At 59.1% G+C, this 17912-nt stretch carries 21 protein-coding genes; 5 read left to right on the forward strand and 16 right to left on the reverse strand.

Annotation, left to right across the window (positions count from 1 at the left end; all coding sequences use genetic code 11):
* Nucleotides 1-5 precede the first annotated feature (5 nt).
* From QRN10_RS02020 to QRN10_RS02090, 15 genes are all read right to left on the reverse strand, one after another.
* Nucleotides 6-131, reverse strand: a complete 126-nt coding sequence (locus tag QRN10_RS02020) for a hypothetical protein (protein WP_017844653.1) — start codon at nt 129-131, stop codon at nt 6-8.
* Complete coding sequence (locus tag QRN10_RS02025; protein WP_181080558.1) at nt 128-700, reverse strand: phage tail assembly protein; 573 nt, start codon at nt 698-700, stop codon at nt 128-130. Before QRN10_RS02025 ends, QRN10_RS02020 begins: the two co-directional genes overlap by 4 nt.
* A 50-nt stretch (nt 701-750) precedes the next feature.
* On the reverse strand, nt 751-1257 hold the full coding sequence (locus QRN10_RS02030) for a phage major tail tube protein (RefSeq protein ID WP_181080557.1): 507 nt from the start codon (nt 1255-1257) through the stop codon (nt 751-753).
* Nucleotides 1257-2423 carry a phage tail sheath protein gene (locus QRN10_RS02035; protein ID WP_253510791.1) on the reverse strand — a complete coding sequence of 389 codons (1167 nt, stop codon included), beginning with the start codon at nt 2421-2423 and terminating at the stop codon, nt 1257-1259. The genes QRN10_RS02030 and QRN10_RS02035 overlap by 1 nt, the downstream gene beginning before the upstream one ends.
* A gap of 2 nt (nt 2424-2425) precedes the next feature.
* Nucleotides 2426-2599 (reverse strand): hypothetical protein, encoded by a 174-nt coding sequence (locus QRN10_RS02040; protein WP_181080555.1) that lies wholly within the window; start codon nt 2597-2599, stop codon nt 2426-2428.
* An 84-nt stretch (nt 2600-2683) separates the two neighbouring features.
* Nucleotides 2684-2944: a tail fiber assembly protein gene (locus tag QRN10_RS02045; protein ID WP_253510788.1), complete on the reverse strand. Its 261-nt coding sequence runs from the start codon at nt 2942-2944 to the stop codon at nt 2684-2686.
* Complete coding sequence (locus QRN10_RS02050; protein ID WP_285427763.1) at nt 2945-3562, reverse strand: hypothetical protein; 618 nt, start codon at nt 3560-3562, stop codon at nt 2945-2947.
* 92 nt (nt 3563-3654) lie between these two features.
* A complete protein-coding gene (locus QRN10_RS02055) occupies nt 3655-4185 on the reverse strand; it encodes a hypothetical protein (protein WP_285427764.1) in 531 nt (176 codons plus the stop codon).
* A complete protein-coding gene (locus QRN10_RS02060) occupies nt 4182-4820 on the reverse strand; it encodes a phage tail protein I (RefSeq protein WP_181080551.1) in 639 nt (212 codons plus the stop codon). The genes QRN10_RS02055 and QRN10_RS02060 overlap by 4 nt, the downstream gene beginning before the upstream one ends.
* Complete coding sequence (locus QRN10_RS02065) at nt 4817-5812, reverse strand: baseplate J/gp47 family protein (RefSeq protein ID WP_253510778.1); 996 nt, start codon at nt 5810-5812, stop codon at nt 4817-4819. The genes QRN10_RS02060 and QRN10_RS02065 overlap by 4 nt, the downstream gene beginning before the upstream one ends.
* Entirely contained in the window at nt 5809-6141 is a 333-nt protein-coding gene (locus tag QRN10_RS02070) for a phage baseplate protein (protein WP_181080549.1), read from the reverse strand. Before QRN10_RS02070 ends, QRN10_RS02065 begins: the two co-directional genes overlap by 4 nt.
* 9 nt (nt 6142-6150) lie before the next feature.
* Complete coding sequence (locus QRN10_RS02075; protein WP_266248159.1) at nt 6151-6762, reverse strand: phage baseplate assembly protein V; 612 nt, start codon at nt 6760-6762, stop codon at nt 6151-6153.
* 3 nt (nt 6763-6765) lie between these two features.
* Entirely contained in the window at nt 6766-7281 is a 516-nt protein-coding gene (locus QRN10_RS02080; RefSeq protein ID WP_253510773.1) for a hypothetical protein, read from the reverse strand.
* Nucleotides 7282-7302: 21 nt separating this feature from the next.
* Nucleotides 7303-7647 carry a phage holin family protein gene (locus tag QRN10_RS02085; protein WP_285427765.1) on the reverse strand — a complete coding sequence of 115 codons (345 nt, stop codon included), beginning with the start codon at nt 7645-7647 and terminating at the stop codon, nt 7303-7305.
* Between the two features lie 595 nt (nt 7648-8242).
* Nucleotides 8243-8977, reverse strand: coding sequence for a LexA family transcriptional regulator (locus tag QRN10_RS02090; protein WP_285427766.1), 735 nt, complete (start codon nt 8975-8977; stop codon nt 8243-8245).
* A gap of 220 nt (nt 8978-9197) precedes the next feature.
* Between QRN10_RS02090 and mutS the strand changes: the two genes are divergently transcribed.
* On the forward strand, nt 9198-11789 hold the full coding sequence (gene mutS, locus QRN10_RS02095; RefSeq protein ID WP_181080544.1) for a DNA mismatch repair protein MutS: 2592 nt from the start codon (nt 9198-9200) through the stop codon (nt 11787-11789).
* Nucleotides 11790-11931: 142 nt separating this feature from the next.
* On the forward strand, nt 11932-12255 hold the full coding sequence (gene fdxA / locus QRN10_RS02100; protein WP_181080543.1) for a ferredoxin FdxA: 324 nt from the start codon (nt 11932-11934) through the stop codon (nt 12253-12255).
* Between the two features lie 439 nt (nt 12256-12694).
* On the opposite strand, the gene apbC is transcribed toward fdxA, so the two are convergent.
* Complete coding sequence (gene apbC, locus QRN10_RS02105; RefSeq protein WP_285427767.1) at nt 12695-13789, reverse strand: iron-sulfur cluster carrier protein ApbC; 1095 nt, start codon at nt 13787-13789, stop codon at nt 12695-12697.
* 171 nt (nt 13790-13960) lie between these two features.
* On the opposite strand from apbC, the gene metG reads away from it, so the two are divergent.
* From metG to nth, 3 genes are all read left to right on the forward strand, one after another.
* Nucleotides 13961-16012, forward strand: coding sequence for a methionine--tRNA ligase (metG, locus tag QRN10_RS02110; protein ID WP_181080541.1), 2052 nt, complete (start codon nt 13961-13963; stop codon nt 16010-16012).
* 117 nt (nt 16013-16129) lie between these two features.
* Entirely contained in the window at nt 16130-17092 is a 963-nt protein-coding gene (gene rsxB / locus QRN10_RS02115) for an electron transport complex subunit RsxB (RefSeq protein WP_285427768.1), read from the forward strand.
* Nucleotides 17093-17261: 169 nt separating this feature from the next.
* Nucleotides 17262-17900 carry an endonuclease III gene (nth, locus tag QRN10_RS02120; protein WP_181080539.1) on the forward strand — a complete coding sequence of 213 codons (639 nt, stop codon included), beginning with the start codon at nt 17262-17264 and terminating at the stop codon, nt 17898-17900.
* The last annotated feature ends 12 nt before the right edge of the window (nt 17901-17912 follow it).

Consider the following 17912-nt stretch of genomic DNA (forward strand, 5'->3'; position numbering starts at 1 on the left):
CCCGCTTACTCCTGTTTAACGCCAAGGCGAGTGATCGCAATGTCGTAGCGGCGCAATGCTTTTCCGGCGTCCCAGTCGAGGATCTCCGCCTCGTTGACCGAGTAGATCAGCGGCACCACGTCGAGAATCACCTCGATGTCGCGTTCCGAAAGAAGTCCGCCGGTTGATTTAAAAAATCGTCGATCCGCTCCTGCAGCTCGGTCCAGTCGGGCACGGTCAACCCCGCCAGGTCAGGGATCATCAACCCTGTGCAATGGGCGGTAATAAACTCGGCGCGCTCTTTATTGGTGGCGAGCTTTTTCATCACCTTGGTGGCGCGCAGAGCCGGCATCTCCAGAGGCAGTTCAGTCAGGGTTCGGCCGGCTGCTTCCAGGGGCAATAGCAGTTGGACGGGCTGGTCGTAAGGTGGCGCCTCGTGGGCATTCAGGAAAAACGACGCCGGGCGTGTCGACATATCGTGCACGTATTGAGCGATGCTTACGTAGTCCGGGCGTTTCAGCTGATCCAGCTCTTTTTCCGACAGGCCGGTGGCGAGTTTCGCCAGTTCAAAGAACTGGTCGTCCTCGTCGTCACCGGCCCGGGCCAGCGCATCTTTTTGCGCGGCGTAGTACAGCGGTTTGAGTTGCACCTGCTCGATCGTTGCACCGGTGTCGGCGGTGATCGGAGACAGCAGGTGATGCAGCGGTGGCATCCAGGCCATGAGGCAGTTCCTTGTTCAAACAAGGGGCGAGCGTGCTCGCCCCAAGGGGTTTAAGGCATCAGCACGGCGCGGCGGGCATCGCCCAGAATATCGACACCGTTGAGCACGAATTTCTGGGTGCGCACGTCGATATCAATCACCGGGATGCCATTCTCCAGTCGGGTGTAGGTGCGGCAGGACAACTCCAGCGTAGTCAGGGCTTTGTCGCCCATTTTCAGCTTCGCTTCATCGAGTGATTTGAGCTTGCCGCCGACGGTGTGGTAAGTGAAATACGTTTTGCCGTCCTGGTCCTGGCCGGCCTCACGCACGTTCAGCAGGATGTCGTCGCCCATGCGCACGCCCAGGGCCAGCATGATTTCCGGGCCGGCGCCTTGCAGCACCAGCGTGGCGCCGAGCACCTTGCCGCTCTTGGCCATTTCCTCGGCAATAAAGCGGCCGCCGGACATGGATTCCATCTCGAACTCGATCTTCGGCGGGGTGAACTCTTCCACGGTCGCGGACAACGGCAGGCCTTGGAGGGTGGCCGCAATGGCCTGTCTGACTCGGTTGGTAAACATTAGAGAACGTCCTCCAGGAACTGCTCGATGATTTCATCGCGGGCGTTGAGTTGATAAATCATGTGTTCGTTTGGCGCGTAGCGGCCGTAGTCGATGACGATGAACCAGGTGCCGTTCTTGTACTTCTCGACGCTGTTCAACTCCGGGTGCAGGTACACGCTGCCGCCGGGAATGGTTTCGTCGACGACCAGGGTTTGCAGCCAATCGTTGATGCGCTTGACCTCCTGGTCCATGAAGGACTTGGTGAGGTTCTTGGCCATGGCTTTCTGGCCGGCCTTGACCAGCTTGCGGCTGATGGCATCTTCCAGGCCCACATAGCTGATGAACTTACCGGTGATGGAACGGTTACCCAGCAACGAAAAACCGCCAAGGATGGTGCGGGCGTAGTAGCTGACGCCATAGCGATTGAGCAGGTCGCCTTCGGTGGAGGTATCGAGGATGTTGTACTCGACGACGCGGGAAACGTCCTCGGCGAACGTCACCTGATTACCAGGGCTTTCCCACTGTTTGACCTTGGCAAGCGCAGCGATGGCCAGGGACGACGGCGACAGGAACACGTTTTTCTTCGCCGCCTTGGAGTACACCGACGGCATGTTGTGCACCAGCAGGCAACGGTCGAAACCGAGGTCGGCACCGCCCAGTTCGCCGCTGTAGGTGACCTGGTCGGCAACACTGGCATCTTTGCCATCGAGCACGACACGTGCCTTGATGCGCTTGCCGAACGCGGCGAACTCGCCGGCCACGGCCTTGGTGCCGGTGAAGCCTGGAGCGCCGATGATGGTCAAGTCTTCGGGGACGCTGCTCAGGGCGGCCAGGCCCAGTTTGCGGCCGGTCACCGGCTCGTTGCCGCCGATCACGTTGTTGAGGGTGTCAGCGGGCGTCGCGCCCTCCTCCACAATCACCACGTAGACCGGCACCTTTACGACTTTGAGAATCTGGTAGACGGCGTGGAACAGCGTGCCCGACTCGGCCCCGGTGGGGTCCAGCAGCGCCTGGGTGGTGAAGCTATTGATGCGAAACGGTGCGTTTTTCGGAATCGACGCATGGGCGTTCGGCGCGGTGCCGACCAGACCGATCACGTTGTCACCCAGGCCACCCATGGCCTCGGGGGATTCGGTGGCATTCACGGTGATGCCGTTGTGCTCGAAGTTAAGAACCTCAGCCATGGTTATTCAGCCTTCTTGGGGGTGGAGTTGAGGACGCTGGTCAGTTCCAGACGGCCGGCGGTGCGCAGGGCGGATGCTTCGACGTCCAACAGTTCGAGCTCCTCGCCGACGGTGGACCAATGGCCCTTGCCGGTGGGGAATGGGATGAGGACGGTGTAGGTTTGGCGGTCAGACATGAGTGGAATTCTCCGGGTGTAGAACGCCAAAGCCCCTGCGGGGAGGGGCTTTGGGGAGGCGAAAAAAAACCGCTTTCGCGGTGGTTATTTCAAAAAGGCGGGCTTTTCAGGCCATGCAACGATGAATGGATCTCCAACATTTTGCGGAACATCCCGCAAAGCCTTCCGGTAATTTGCAACTTGAATACGCTGTTCCTCATTAAGAGGGCTGTCCTGAACTTGGGTATGATCCGTTTCACGCAATAATTGGTCTCGACGAACTCGAATACATGCCCACTCCAGGAGTTCCAAACCTGCCTGACTAGGGATACGCGACGGAACAGTATCTGCGGAAAATTCGCTCATTTAGAAAACCACCGTTGGAGAAAGAGAAAGTTTAGATTTTATATCACCCACATCAATCGAATGATAATGACCAATCTGCATAGTATCAATTCGCAAAGAAGTCACGTACACATTAGGAATCTTTATGCGACAGATCGCATTACCTGCAGTGTCCGCATAGATGGCTGGCTCAAACTTTCCAAAGCAAGACTGATTGATAACCGCTCTCTGAGGTGAGTAAACGTAACCTGCAAACGTTTCATCCAACACTAGTGAGCTACCGTAACTATAGCCCCGAATATTCAGCCAAAACATCTGATCATCGGTATTAATGGAAAACGGAAGTTTGAAATGAGCGTAAACGCTCAATGACGACCCGAGATCGGTTGCAACCATTCCTCCAGTAGCGCCGACATCGTAAGGAGCGCCAGTCCCCCATATCAGTCCTTGAAACACACTCATCAGAAGTGTCCCCGGCTCACCAATGGTACCAACGACATCTTTTAGCGCTCGAAACTTATCGAACTCTGCACGCGCCTGATCCATTCTCGCGTCGATAGCATCAATTTTCCCGTTCACAGCATTTGTCAGGTTATTTGAAGCCTGAACCAAGTTTGCTATTTGCGTTTCCGTACTCAAAATAGTAGCTCCTTTACTTACCATTTTTAGGCCTCAATGCACCCTGATCGAGTGACAAATCGCGAGACCCGACATATTATCTAATACTTAAACTATGCCTTGCCTAACTTTCCGACACGAAATAGCAAACCTAGGTGCCGAGCCATATTGTCAATGTTAGCAGTAGCGATCACTGCCAACTCATTAGCAATAAGAACGTTCAAGCTCTCAGTACCCACCACAATCGTCACGCTATCCCCCGGCAACGGCGAAACATCCAGCGTAAACTTCTGCAGTACCCGAGCCGCCGCCGCTTTATACGTCAGCAACTTTCCGGCGACGGAATACACCGCCAACAACGTCCCACTGGCGAGATAAAAACCAAACTCGCCAATTTCATATTCACCGTCGCCATCAAACAGCGCGGCCATCCTGAGTTGGTGGTTGCCCAGGTCTTCATAATCCACGATGGCGACCCGCTGGCGTTCGTCGCGCAAGGCCACTTCGCTGCCGTCCGGGTTGTAGCGCCCGGTGCCGGCGCCAATGTGGGTTATTTCACCTTTCAAACCCTGGTTCTTTGCCTGCAGCACTTCATCCAATCCCTTGGAGGTGAAGCGCACCAGGCGCGTAATGTCATCTGTCATGGCTGCGCCCTGAGGTCGTAGTCGTTAATGGTGTAGTGCCGGGCGACGCCTGCACTGTTTAGCCCAGCAACCAGCGCCAATTCAGGCAATGCGCCGCTGAGCGAAAACTCCCCGTCGCTTAAGGGGGCCTCGAGGACTTGCGCAAACGCAAGCTGACCTGCGGTTTCATGCACGATGGTGATCGTCGCCTGATCCCGCTCGCTCTTGGCAGCGTTGATACGCCGGATCAACCGGTTATGGTCGCCACTGGACCAGCTGCGCCCAATAATGGCCTGCACGTCGAACGTATAGGGCACACCCAAAGGCCGCTGCTGGTACCAAGCGCTGATGTTGGGAGTAAAACCCAGTGACTCCACCGCATGGCTCAACGCCTTGGGTGTGCCTGCCTGACGCTGAATCTGCCAGGACAGGCCCACGGTCAGGCGCTTCTCTGTTTCGGTAGCGTGTGCATCCCATTCGCTGACACCGCGGTCGGCCGCCAGGTAGGGAAGAAACTCGACGGGCGTCAGCAGCGGGTTCATTAAGGCGGGAAACGGCGGTATAACGCGGTCGAGCAATGTGCCGAAGCCTACGTCCAACGCCTTCTCCAACGGTGAGCTATTGGCCGGCAACAGGCTCGCGGTGATGTCACTCATAGCGTGCGTACCTCCACCTCGACACCGGTGCAGTAAGGGGCCTGGAAGGCCGTGGTGACGATAGGCTCCAGGGGTTCGAGAATCTGCAATTGCGCCGCGCCGGCGCTGTGAATGGCGTAGTCGATCCAGCTGGGGTCGACGCGTCCTTCAAGGCGATGGCAGGATTCCGCATAGGTTTGCAGCAGACGTTGCGCCGCGACCTGGGTCAAGCCGGAGTCCGGACCGGCGTTGATCCTGGCCACTACGCGGATCTTGTAGGGAAGGATCTGCGCACTCTGCACGCTGACCAGGTCGGTTTCCGGCCGCACATCCGGCCGTGCGAAATGTCGTCGTACACCGTCAAGCAAATCGGCGGAAGCAGTGCCATCACCCTCTCGGGACAGCACGGTGACCATCACTTCGCCTGGGGCGGTGCGTCGTCCATTGCCGTCCTTGACCTGGGCTGCATAGCCGTCCGGATCAAAGGTGTAGCTGACCGTGACCAGCCCCGGTGTAGCGCTTTGCACCTTCACCGACGGCCGCTCGCCCAGGGTGAAGACCTCGCGGCGGTACTGCATCCGCGAACCCGCCGCCGGCGCATGGGGCGCCAGGTAATAGCGCAGGCGGGCATCGTCGTCACTTTCCAGGGTCGGCGGCACGGGCGGGAATGCCGCCGGGTCGCCGGGGTCGAGCACCTGGCGCTCCAGCCCCATGTCGGCCAGGCGTGCATCCAGGTTGCTGCCGTTGGCCCACCAGGCCAGCATCTGCTTGATGCGGGCGTTGTATTTGCGTTCATGGGTTTGCAGGCGCACGCAGAACGCTTCCAGGGCCAGGGTCAGCAGTTCGCTTTCATTGTCCAGGCTGACCTTGAGCTTGGCCGCGCTCTGCGGCGCACGGCTGGCAACGTAGTCGATGACGAACGCTTTGAACTCCGCCAGCAAGGGTTCGAACGCATCCACGGCGATAAGGGCCGGCTCCGCCAGTTGGTTCTGGCCTGGGATCAACATACTCATGTCACGACCTCGAAGGTTTGTTGACGGTTTTTCCAGGTGCCGGCAAAGCGCAGCAACAGGCCGGCGCCTTGCCGCGTGGCGACGATGACGTCGGGTTGAAAGTCGGCGATGCCGTTCTGGGTGTTGTAGAACGCCTGTGCCGCGTGGCTCTGGGCGAGGATCAGCAGGTCGTCGCCCAAGTTCCGGCCGAGCAACTGCGGGATCAGCGAGCCGTACAACGGACGTTTCTGGCGACTGCCCACGGGGGTAGTCAGCGCTCGGGTGGCACGCTGCACAAACTGCAGCCAGTCATCGACGGCTGCCCCGGTATTCCTATCGATTCCGATCATGGCAAATCCTTATGCGCTGCTGATCACGCGGCCCTGGTGATCCACCACCGGGCCGCTTAAATGCACGCCGCCGGCATCCAATCGCAGACCGGCAGCGCCGAGTTGCAGAGTGATGCTGTCGGCCATCATCACCAGATTGGCGGCGCCGACGTTTACGATCACTTGTTCACGAGAGCCTGTGACGGTGGTGGGACCATTACGCCAATTGAATACGTGACTGGCGTCGTCATATTCGCTTTGAGTACCGTCCTGATGCTGGCGACGGGTCAAGGTTGCAAGGCTGGAGACCGGTGGAAACAGACTACTGTTCAGGCCGAACAGGGCTACGGACTGTGCGCCGCCTTCCCCGCTGCCATAGTTGAGCAGCAGGCACTGTTCGCCCACTGAAGGGATGCGGGTTTCCGTCTGCGCACCGGCACTGGGATTGAAAAAACGAATGGCCGGGGTGAGCAGATCGCCGTGGCTGACCTTGCAGGTATGACTGGCGGCGTCGACTTGCTGGCATGTGCCGATGCGGCAGAAGCTGTCGGCGCGGCGGTACAGGTCCTCGAGCTGGGTTTCCATTTCCGCCAGCCGTTCGATGATCGGCCCCAGCTGCATGCGTAGCAGTGCTTCGAACATGGACTACTCCTGCAGTGGGCGGTATTGATCGGGGTCGTCGATATTCGAGACTTCCCAGATGCGGGCAACCAGCGGTATGCCCGTGGGATCGTCGAGCAACGACGGGCCGAGGTAGAGGTTTTGGGTAAAGGAAACCGTCCAGGTGTCGTAGTCCGTTTCGCTACTGACGGATATCGAGGGCGCTGCAACGATGGACATGGGCAGGTCGCAATGCTCGGGCGGCAAGCCCCAGCGGTTGTCCAGGGCCAGGTCCATCAGTTGACTGGCCAGGTCACAGGTATCGAAAGGCGCCGAAGCGTTGGTGATGGTGGCCGTGAGCGAGACCAGCAAGGCATGTGCCTTGCGACCTTCAAGGGTGCGAGTGCCGGAGCCGTTGCGCTCCACGTTGATCAGGATGCCGCTTGTATCCGCAGCGCCCGCGAAGTCCCGGTGATTGCCCACCCTCAAGTGCGGAAACACCGACTTCAATACCGCTGCGATCGCGGCAGGCAACTGGGAAGGTTTTTCGATAAGTGTCATGTCGTTGCTTCCTTGCAGCGATTACTGCTGATCCGGGCGTGAAGTCGGCGTCTCGTTGACCCCAATTCGTTTGGCCGCCCAACGCTCGTAAAGACCAATGGCCACGTCGGCCCCCGCCATAGCGGTGAGGCATCCGATGGCGCCGGCGGTCCAGACCGACATTCCGGCGGCGTAACACAGCATCAGGGCTGAAACCCCACAGACCATGCACGCTCCGGACCTCAAGGCCAGACGTCGAATCAACGACCAGCCGCGGGCACCCTCTTTGTCGGCGCGCCACATTTCGCCGGACACTCCGCCGATCAGGGCCAGTGCGATCACCAGCCAGATAGGCATTTCCGCTAACGCTTGCTGCTCGTTTGTCATGTCACGCCTCCTGGCTGAGCAATGCCGGCTGAACGCCGGTTTTCCGGGTAAATCCATTTATAGGTAGGCATTCCAAAAAGCCCGGTCGCCCGGGCTTTTCAGTAATGCTGTCCTCGAACGTTCGGCGCTACTGGCGCGGTACGGTTCTTTCCTCAATGTTTTTCCGACCACGATCCCTGTCTGCCGGATAACTGCTTCTGGTGCTTTACGCTGCACACCCGGGTCAGTTGCCAACCCTCTGAACCGTTAAGGCCGGTTCATCGCTGCCTGTTCTTGTAAAGCAGTGCCACTAAAGAGCGTCGGCATCCTTGCCGGTGTTGCCTGGCCTCCCTGCCATCGCTCGGATGGCGTCCTTGCCAGTGTTACGTGCCTTCCTTGTCTTCCTTGGCAGCATCCTTGCCGCCTCCACCAGGCCTTGTCGGCTGGCTTGAGACACAGAATATGCATGTATGCATATACAGTCAATGCGTAAATGCATTTATTTTTGCTCAGCATATGCTCCAATGCATTTTTGCGTAGGCGTTCAAGGGGTTGCCAGCTTTTTGCAGGCGAAAAAAAACCCGCAGCTTGGCGGGTTTTGTCCTATTGAACTGGGTTAACGAGCGTACATGCCCCACCAGAACACATGGCCGAGGATACTGATCTGCTCGTCCTGGATGTCCTGGAAGCTATAGTCCTCGTCCGGATGTTCGTCACGATTGAAACTGCGCAGACGAATGCCGGAAGGCAGGCGGTAGAGCTGCTTCACACGCAACTGACCATTGTGATTGATGGCATACAAGTCACCATCAACGATGTCGCCAATGCCGCTCTTACCGGCATTCACCCCGACAGTCGCGCCATCGCGCAGCACCGGCAACATACTGTTGCCTCGCACCGTCACGCACTTGGCCTGGTCGAACTGCACGCCATTGTGCCGCAGGCTGCGCTTTCCAAAGCGCAGGCTGGCCTTCTCGCTTTCCTCGATGACGAATCTTCCTGATCCAGCAGCCAATTCAACCTCGCGCAGAAAGGGGATCGACACCTCATCGTCATTGATAGGGGTGTCGTCGTCCCACAGGCTTATGTCCTTGAGTTCCGAGTGCACCGGGTCGCGCCCTTCGTCCCGCGCCGCGCCCACCGACATGCGCCCGCGCAGTTGGTCGGTGCTCACGCCGAAGTATTCGGCAATGCGGGAGATATGCTTGTCCGACGGATCGACGATCTTGCCGCTGAGGATCCGGGACAGCGTGGATTGAGGCACGCCGGTGCGCCGGTGAAGCTCCGTGGGGGAGATCCGGTCGCGGTCCAGCAGCTCTCTTAGTACGATAGAAACGTTGCGTTTTTGCATAACCGGGATAGTGAACGGAGTTTTTAACGTTGGCAAATGCTATTTTGCATATTTTATGCATAAAGGGCAGATAACCCGTGGCGCCGAGTTTGTGTTTTACCCGGCTGTTTGCGAACTGCGAAGGGCCGACCTCGCGTGTTAACCTTGCGCCCATCGCAAAAAATGCTGGGCCAAGCGCCCCCTTTGCCCCATCACTTTCAACGAATTTGCCTACTACCCAATGAGTAAAAACACGTCCGACCTGTCCTCCCACACCCCGATGATGCAGCAGTACTGGCGCCTGAAAAACCAGCACCCTGATCAACTGATGTTCTACCGCATGGGCGACTTCTACGAGATCTTCTACGAAGACGCGAAGAAGGCCGCCAAGCTGCTGGACATCACCTTGACCGCGCGCGGGCAGTCGGCGGGGCAGTCGATTCCGATGTGTGGGATTCCTTACCATTCGTTGGAAGGCTACCTGGCCAAGCTGGTGAAGCTGGGCGAGTCGGTGGTGATCTGCGAGCAGATCGGCGATCCGGCCACCAGCAAAGGCCCGGTGGAACGCCAGGTGGTGCGCATTATTACGCCGGGCACGGTGAGTGACGAGGCGCTGCTGGATGAGCGTCGCGATAACCTGATCGCGGCGGTGCTGGGTGACGAGCGTCTGTTCGGCCTGGCGGTGCTGGATATCACCAGTGGTAATTTCACGGTGCTGGAGATCAAGGGCTGGGAGAACCTGCTGGCGGAGTTGGAACGCATCAACCCGGTTGAGCTGATGATCCCGGACGACTGGCCCAAGGATTTGCCTGCGGAAAAACGTCGTGGGACAAAGCGTCGCGCGCCGTGGGATTTCGAGCGTGACTCGGCATTGAAAAGTCTGTGCCAGCAGTTCTCGGTGCAAGACCTTAAAGGCTTCGGCTGCGAAACCCTGACACTGGCCATCGGCGCCGCCGGTTGCCTGCTCAGCTACGCCAAGGAAACCCAGCGCACCGCCCTGCCGCACTTGCGCAGCCTGCGCCACGAGCGCCTGGACGATACCGTAGTGCTCGACGGCGCCAGCCGGCGCAACCTGGAGTTGGACACCAACCTGTCCGGCGGACGCGACAATACCCTGCAATCGGTGGTCGACCGCTGCCAGACCGCCATGGGCAGCCGTCTGCTGACCCGCTGGCTGAACCGCCCGCTGCGGGATTTGAAGGTGCTGCAAGCGCGCCAGTCCTCCATTACTTGCCTGCTGGACGGTTACCGTTTTGAAAAGCTGCAACCGCAGCTCAAGGAAATCGGCGATATCGAGCGCATCCTGGCGCGGATCGGCCTGCGTAACGCACGCCCGCGCGATCTGGCACGACTGCGCGACGCCCTTGGCGCCCTGCCGCAACTGCAAGCCGCCATGGCTGAACTGGACGCGCCGCACCTGCAGCAGTTGGCCGTCACCACCAGCACATACCCTGAACTGGCGGCGCTGCTGGAAAAAGCCATCATCGACAATCCTCCGGCAATCATCCGCGACGGTGGCGTGCTGAAGACCGGCTACGACAGCGAACTGGACGAACTGCAGTCGCTGAGTGAAAACGCCGGGCAGTTCCTGATCGACCTGGAGGCCCGCGAAAAAGCCCGCACCGGCCTGGCTAACCTGAAGGTCGGCTACAACCGGGTGCATGGCTACTTTATCGAGTTGCCGAGCAAACAGGCCGAGCAGGCACCGATCGACTATCAGCGGCGCCAGACGCTCAAGGGCGCCGAGCGCTTCATCACCCCGGAACTCAAAGAGTTCGAGGACAAGGCACTGTCGGCCAAGAGCCGAGCCCTGGCGCGGGAAAAAATGCTTTATGAGGCGTTGCTCGAAGACCTGATCGGCCAATTGGCACCGCTGCAGGACACTGCCGCCGCGCTTTCCGAGCTGGATGTACTGAGCAACCTCGCCGAGCGGGCGCTGAACCTTGACCTCAATTGCCCGCGTTTTGTCAGCGAGCCGTGCATGCGCATCGTGCAAGGGCGTCACCCGGTGGTGGAGCAGGTGCTGACCACGCCGTTCGTCGCCAACGACCTGTCGCTGGATGACGATACTCGCATGCTGGTAATCACCGGTCCGAACATGGGCGGTAAATCCACCTACATGCGTCAGACCGCGTTGATCGTGCTGCTGGCGCACATCGGCAGTTTCGTGCCGGCGGCCAGTTGCGAGCTGTCCCTGGTAGACCGGATCTTCACCCGGATCGGCTCCAGCGACGACCTGGCCGGTGGCCGCTCGACCTTTATGGTGGAAATGAGCGAAACCGCCAATATCCTGCACAACGCTACCGACCGCAGCCTGGTGCTGATGGACGAAGTAGGTCGAGGCACCAGTACCTTCGACGGCCTGTCCCTGGCCTGGGCAGCGGCCGAACGCCTGGCGCATCTGCGCGCATACACGCTGTTCGCCACCCACTATTTCGAACTGACGGTATTGCCGGAAAGCGAACCCCTGGTCGCCAACGTGCACCTGAATGCGACCGAGCACAACGAGCGCATCGTGTTCCTGCACCACGTACTGCCTGGGCCGGCGAGCCAGAGTTACGGTCTGGCCGTAGCGCAACTGGCCGGCGTACCAAACGATGTGATCACCCGCGCGCGCGAACACCTCCGTCGCCTGGAAACCACGGCCCTGCCTCATGAAACCGTGGTCGCGCGCCCATCCAAGGCCGCCAGCAAGCCCAGCGCACCGCATCAGAGCGATCTGTTCGCCAGCCTGCCCCATCCAGTGCTGGATGAGTTGGCCAAGCTTGACCTGGATGACTTGACGCCGCGTAAAGCGCTCGAAATGTTATATGCACTGAAGACTCGGATATAACGCATATGCGTGCAAGCTGGTAGACTCTCGCGCGGTTTGGGATGCTGCAGACTCTTAGCCTGGCCTGCAGACTATCGCTCCCGAACCTCGCGAGCCCTGCCATAAAGGGTTTCGCTGCCGCCGCCTGAGGAGAAAATTAGAAATGACCTTCGTCGTCACCGACAACTGCATCAAGTGCAAGTACACCGACTGCGTAGAAGTCTGTCCGGTGGACTGCTTTTACGAAGGCCCGAACTTCCTGGTCATCCACCCGGACGAGTGCATCGATTGCGCCCTGTGTGAGCCAGAATGCCCGGCCAACGCGATCTTCTCTGAAGATGAGGTGCCTGCCGGCATGGAGAACTTCATTGCGTTGAACGCTGAGCTGGCTGATATCTGGCCCAACATCACCGAGAAGAAAGACGCGCTGCCTGACGCCGAAGAGTGGGATGGCAAGCCAGGCAAACTCGCCGACCTCGAACGCTGACAGCGTCACCGTTCGTCAAAAGGCCCCTTGCGGGCCTTTTTGCATTTATTGGCATCTGTTTTTACTTTTCTACAGGCAAAAAAAAGGGGCGGTATGACCCGCCCACATTTTTTCCCTAGTCCCTGTATTCCTTTTCATCATCCTGATGAATCGCGTCCTGCGATATTCCTTGAACCATCGTTCCGTGATGGCCGTGCCAATCCGTGGACACAGGGCTGATGTTAGAGAGTTCCAAGGGAAGTTCAACGGGATGCTACATCCGCACCAGCACCCGACACCATTCAAGCGCACCTAAATAATTGTTATTTTTCAATTAGATAGAAAAAGACTGCATGTTTTTTAGCGTCTTGGTTCGGCTAAAAAACCCATTCGCTTACGAAAAAGTAAGCGAATGCTTACACGTGCAATTGGGCAAAAGCGTAACGACTCCCTACACGCTTCAATCTTCGCTGACGGTAATTGTCGGCATGGCCGGCATTGCGGCTTCCTGCAAGACAATCCGCGCGCCCACGTGACGGGCCAGCTCCTGATAAATCATTGCGATCTGGCTGTCGGGCTCTGCCATCACCGTCGGCTTGCCGCCGTCGGCCTGTTCGCGAATCAGCATCGACAGCGGCAGCGACGCCAGCAACTCGACACCGTACTGAGTCGCCAGCTTCTCGCCACCACCCTCGCCAAACAAATGCTCGGCATGGCCGCAGTTGGAGCAAATGTGCACCGCCATGTTTTCCACGACCCCCAACACTGGGATGTTGACCTTGCGGAACATCTCCACGCCTTTTTTCGCGTCGAGCAGCGCCAGGTCCTGGGGCGTGGTAACGATCACAGAGCCGGCTACCGGTACCTTTTGCGCCAGGGTCAGCTGGATATCGCCGGTACCGGGCGGCATGTCGATAACCAGGTAATCCAGGTCGCCCCAGGCGGTCTGGGTGACCAATTGCAGCAATGCACCGGAAACCATCGGCCCACGCCACACCATGGGTGTGTTGTCATCGGTAAGGAACGCCATGGACATCACTTCCACGCCCAGGGACTCGATAGGCACGAACCACTTCTGATCCTTGACCTGCGGCCGCGTGCCTTCGGCTATGCCGAACATGACGCCCTGGCTCGGACCATAGATATCGGCATCGAGGATGCCCACCCGCGCACCTTCGCGAGCCAGGGCCAGGGCCAGGTTCGCCGCCGTGGTGGACTTGCCCACGCCACCCTTGCCCGACGCTACCGCTACCACGTTCTTGACGTTGGCGAGGCCAGGGATCTGTGCCTGGGCCTTGTGAGCGGCGATCACGCAGTGGATGTCGACGCTGGCCGAACGCACGCCGTCCAGGCCTTCGATGGCCATCTGCAGCATCTGCGCCCAACCGTTCTTGAACAGGCCGGCGGCGTAGCCCAGCTCCAACCGGACCGAGACCTGATCGCCCAGGACCTCGATGGAACGCACACATCCGGCACTGACCGGGTCCTGGTTCAAATAGGGGTCGGTGTACTGGCGAAGAACGGCTTCCACCGCTGCGCGATTCACGGCGCTCATGGGCTACTCCCGAAAAAGACTGACTGAAACAGGCGGCTATCCTAACCGTTCCAGGCGCTTAACGGCATGCTTTCGACAGTTTGCAGGAGGCTGAAACAGCACCACGGGGTGAAATAAATTTGCCGGCGCTTTATAGTGGCCGACCTCCGTTTCATCAAGTAGCCGAGCCCCATGTCCGAGCCACGCAAGATCCTCGTCACCAGCGCCCTGCCCTATGCCAATGGTTCCATCCATCTTGGCCATATGCTTGAGTACATCCAGACCGATATGTGGGTGCGCTTTCAGAAGCATCGCGGCAACCAATGCATCTATGTCTGCGCGGACGACGCCCACGGTTCGGCCATCATGCTGCGCGCCGAAAAGGAAGGCATCACCCCGGAACAACTGATCGCCAACGTGCAGGCTGAACACAGCGCCGACTTTGCCGAGTTCCTGGTGGACTTCGACAACTTCCACTCGACCCACGCCGATGAAAACCGTGAGTTGTCGAGCCAGATCTACCTGCGGTTGAAGGACGCCGGGCACATCGCCACGCGCTCGATCACCCAGTATTTCGACCCGGAAAAGAAAATGTTCCTGGCCGACCGCTTCATCAAGGGCACCTGCCCCAAGTGCGGCACCGAAGACCAGTACGGCGACAACTGCGAGAAATGCGGGGCCACCTACGCCCCCACCGACCTGAAGGACCCGAAGTCGGCAATCTCCGGCGCCACCCCGGTACTCAAGGATTCTCAGCACTTCTTCTTCAAGCTCCCGGACTTCCAGCAGATGCTGCAGACCTGGACCCGCAGCGGCACCTTGCAGGACGCCGTGGCCAACAAGATTGCCGAATGGCTGGATGCCGGCCTGCAGCAGTGGGACATCTCCCGCGACGCGCCGTACTTTGGTTTTGAGATCCCGGGCGAGCCGGGCAAGTATTTCTATGTATGGCTGGACGCGCCGATCGGCTACATGGCGAGCTTCAAGAACCTTTGCGACCGCACGCCGGAGTTGGACTTCGACGCGTTCTGGGGCAAAGACTCCACCGCCGAGCTTTACCATTTCATCGGCAAGGACATCGTCAACTTCCACGCGCTGTTCTGGCCGGCGATGCTTGAAGGCTCGGGCTATCGCAAGCCGACCGGCATCAACGTACACGGCTACCTGACCGTCAACGGGCAAAAAATGTCCAAGTCCCGTGGCACCTTTATCAAGGCGCGCACCTACCTGGACCACCTGTCGCCGGAATACCTTCGCTACTACTACGCCTCCAAACTGGGCCGTGGCGTCGACGACCTGGACTTGAACCTGGAAGACTTCGTACAAAAGGTCAACTCGGACCTCGTAGGCAAAGTCGTAAATATCGCCAGCCGTTGCGCCGGGTTTATCCACAAGGGCAATGCGGGCGTGCTGGTGGCCGAGAATGCCGCGCCGGAACTGACCGACGCCTTCCTGGCCGCCGCGCCAAGCATTGCTGATGCTTATGAAGCCCGTGACTTCGCCCGCGCCATGCGCGAGATCATGGGCCTGGCCGACCGCGCCAACGCCTGGATCGCCGACAAGGCGCCGTGGTCGCTGAACAAGCAGGAAGGTAAAGAAGCTGAGGTGCAGGCGATCTGCGCCACCGGCGTCAACCTGTTCCGCCAACTGGTGATCTTCCTCAAGCCGGTACTGCCCCTGCTGGCCGCCGATGCCGAAGCGTTCCTCAACGTTGCGCCATTAACCTGGAACGACCACGCCACCTTGCTCGGCAACCATCAGTTGAATGCGTTCAAGCCCCTGATGACCCGAATCGACCCCGTGAAGGTGCAGGCGATGACCGACGCGTCGAAAGAAGATCTGGCCGCCAGCCAGACCGATACCGGCGAAGCGACTCCGGCCGGCAATGGCGAACTGACCAAGGACCCACTTGCCCCGCAAATCGATTTCGACGCCTTCGCCGCCATCGACTTGCGCGTTGCCCTGATCGTCAAGGCCGAAGCCGTTGAGGGCGCCGACAAGCTGCTACGCCTGACGCTGGATATCGGTGACGAGCGGCGCAACGTGTTCTCGGGCATCAAGAGTGCTTACCCGGACCCGTCCAAGCTCGATGGACGCCTGACCATGATGATCGCCAACCTCAAGCCGCGGAAAATGAAGTTCGGTATTTCCGAAGGCATGGTGATGGCGGCAGGGCCTGGCGGGGAAGAAATCTACCTGCTGAGCCCCGACAGTGGCGCCAAGCCGGGTCAGCGCATCAAGTAAGTCTGCACAACAGCCCTGTCGTTTCGGCGACGGGGCTATAGAGCAGGTCCCCCTTCTTGCCTGCCGGATAATCAGGCTCTGTTTGGTTCAATCAACCGGCATGCAAACGATCTCAGCATGAACCTCATTCAACATATCGACGCGCTGCTGCCTCAGACCCAATGCGGCAAATGCGGACACCCAGGTTGCAAGCCTTACGCAGAAGGCATTGCTAAGGGCGAAGCAATTAACAAGTGTCCGCCTGGTGGTCAGGAAACCATTGCTGGGCTTGCGCAATTGCTGAGCGTGCCGTTGCTGGAACTGGACACCAGCCGAGGCAACGCTCCAGCCCAGATCGCCTACATCCGCGAGGCCGAATGCATCGGCTGCACCAAGTGCATCCAGGCCTGCCCGGTGGATGCCATCGTCGGCGCCGCCAAGCTGATGCACACGGTGATCATCGACGAGTGCACCGGCTGTGACCTTTGCGTGGCGCCCTGTCCGGTTGATTGCATCGAGATGCGTCCGCCGCTCGGCACCGTTGTGCTTGTGGGTGGTGTGGCGAGCAACGATAAAGAACGCTTTGAGCGCGACGCCAAACGCAGTCGCGCCCGTCGCCGCTTCGAGCAGCGCAATGCGCGTCTGCAGCGCGAAGAAACACACAAACTCGCCGAACGCCTGGCCCGCTCCAAGCGTTCGGCGCCGGTAGAAGCAATGCCGACAGACGCGGCAAACGCTGCACGCGATGCGGCGGTGAAAAAGGCCAGGATCAATGTAACCATGAGCCGCGCCCAACTGCACAAATCCTTGAAAGCCTTTGGGCATCCGCCGACGTTTGAGCAACAATCGCAGCTGGTTGTCCTGCAACAGCAGTTCGAGGCAGCGGAACAGGCCCTGACAGCACTGGAGATCAATAGCGCTCCGGCAGCCGAACAACCCAACAGCAAAACCGCTGACCTTAAACGCGCCAAGATTCAGCTGGCGATGCGCCGCGCCGAGTTGAAGAAGGCCCAGGACCAACAGGCCGACGCGCAGCGACTGGCGGATGCACAACACAGACTCGATGAAGCCCAACGCCAGGTGGATAGCCATGGCGACTGAGCTGTAACAGGCACTGAACCTGGCGCCATTGGCCTTTCGACGCGCAGCCTCAGACATCACATTGATGCCCGTCGGGTTTATTCTGCTTGAACTGTCGTCCATAGGCCCCCCCACATAGGGGTGCCCCACTCGACATCCCGCTGACCGCCTGTAAGGAACACTTCGCCCCATGAATGCCGCAAAACGCCTGGAAATTTTTCGCAGGCTCCACGAAGACAATCCGGAACCCAAGACGGAGCTGGCTTACTCGTCACCGTTCGAGTTGCTGATTGCGGTGATTCTGTCAGCCCAATCCACAGATGTGGGGGTCAATAAGGCCACGGCCAAGTTATTTCCCGTGGCCAATACCCCCGAAGCCATCTATGCCCTGGGGGTTGAAGGGCTGTCGGAATACATCAAGACCATCGGCCTTTACAACAGCAAGGCCAAGAATGTGATTGAAACCTGTCGTTTGCTCGTTGAACAGCATGGCAGCGAAGTACCGCAGACTCGTGAAGCGCTGGAAGCCCTGCCAGGCGTGGGCCGCAAGACCGCCAACGTGGTGCTCAACACCGCCTTTCGACAACTGACCATGGCCGTGGATACGCATATATTCCGGGTCAGTAACCGCACCGGTATCGCTCGCGGGAAAAACGTAGTGGAGGTGGAGAAGCAGCTGATGAAGTTCGTGCCCAAGCCTTACCTGCTCGATTCCCACCACTGGCTGATCCTGCACGGGCGTTACGTGTGCCAGGCCAGAAAGCCGCGCTGCGGCAGCTGTAAGATCGAAGATTTGTGTGAATACAAAGACAAGACTTCTGACGATTGAGGAATTGTTGAC

Origin of the sequence: Pseudomonas sp. lyk4-R2A-8 (assembly GCF_030209095.1) — a bacterium.
GTDB lineage: Bacteria > Pseudomonadota > Gammaproteobacteria > Pseudomonadales > Pseudomonadaceae > Aquipseudomonas > Aquipseudomonas quebecensis.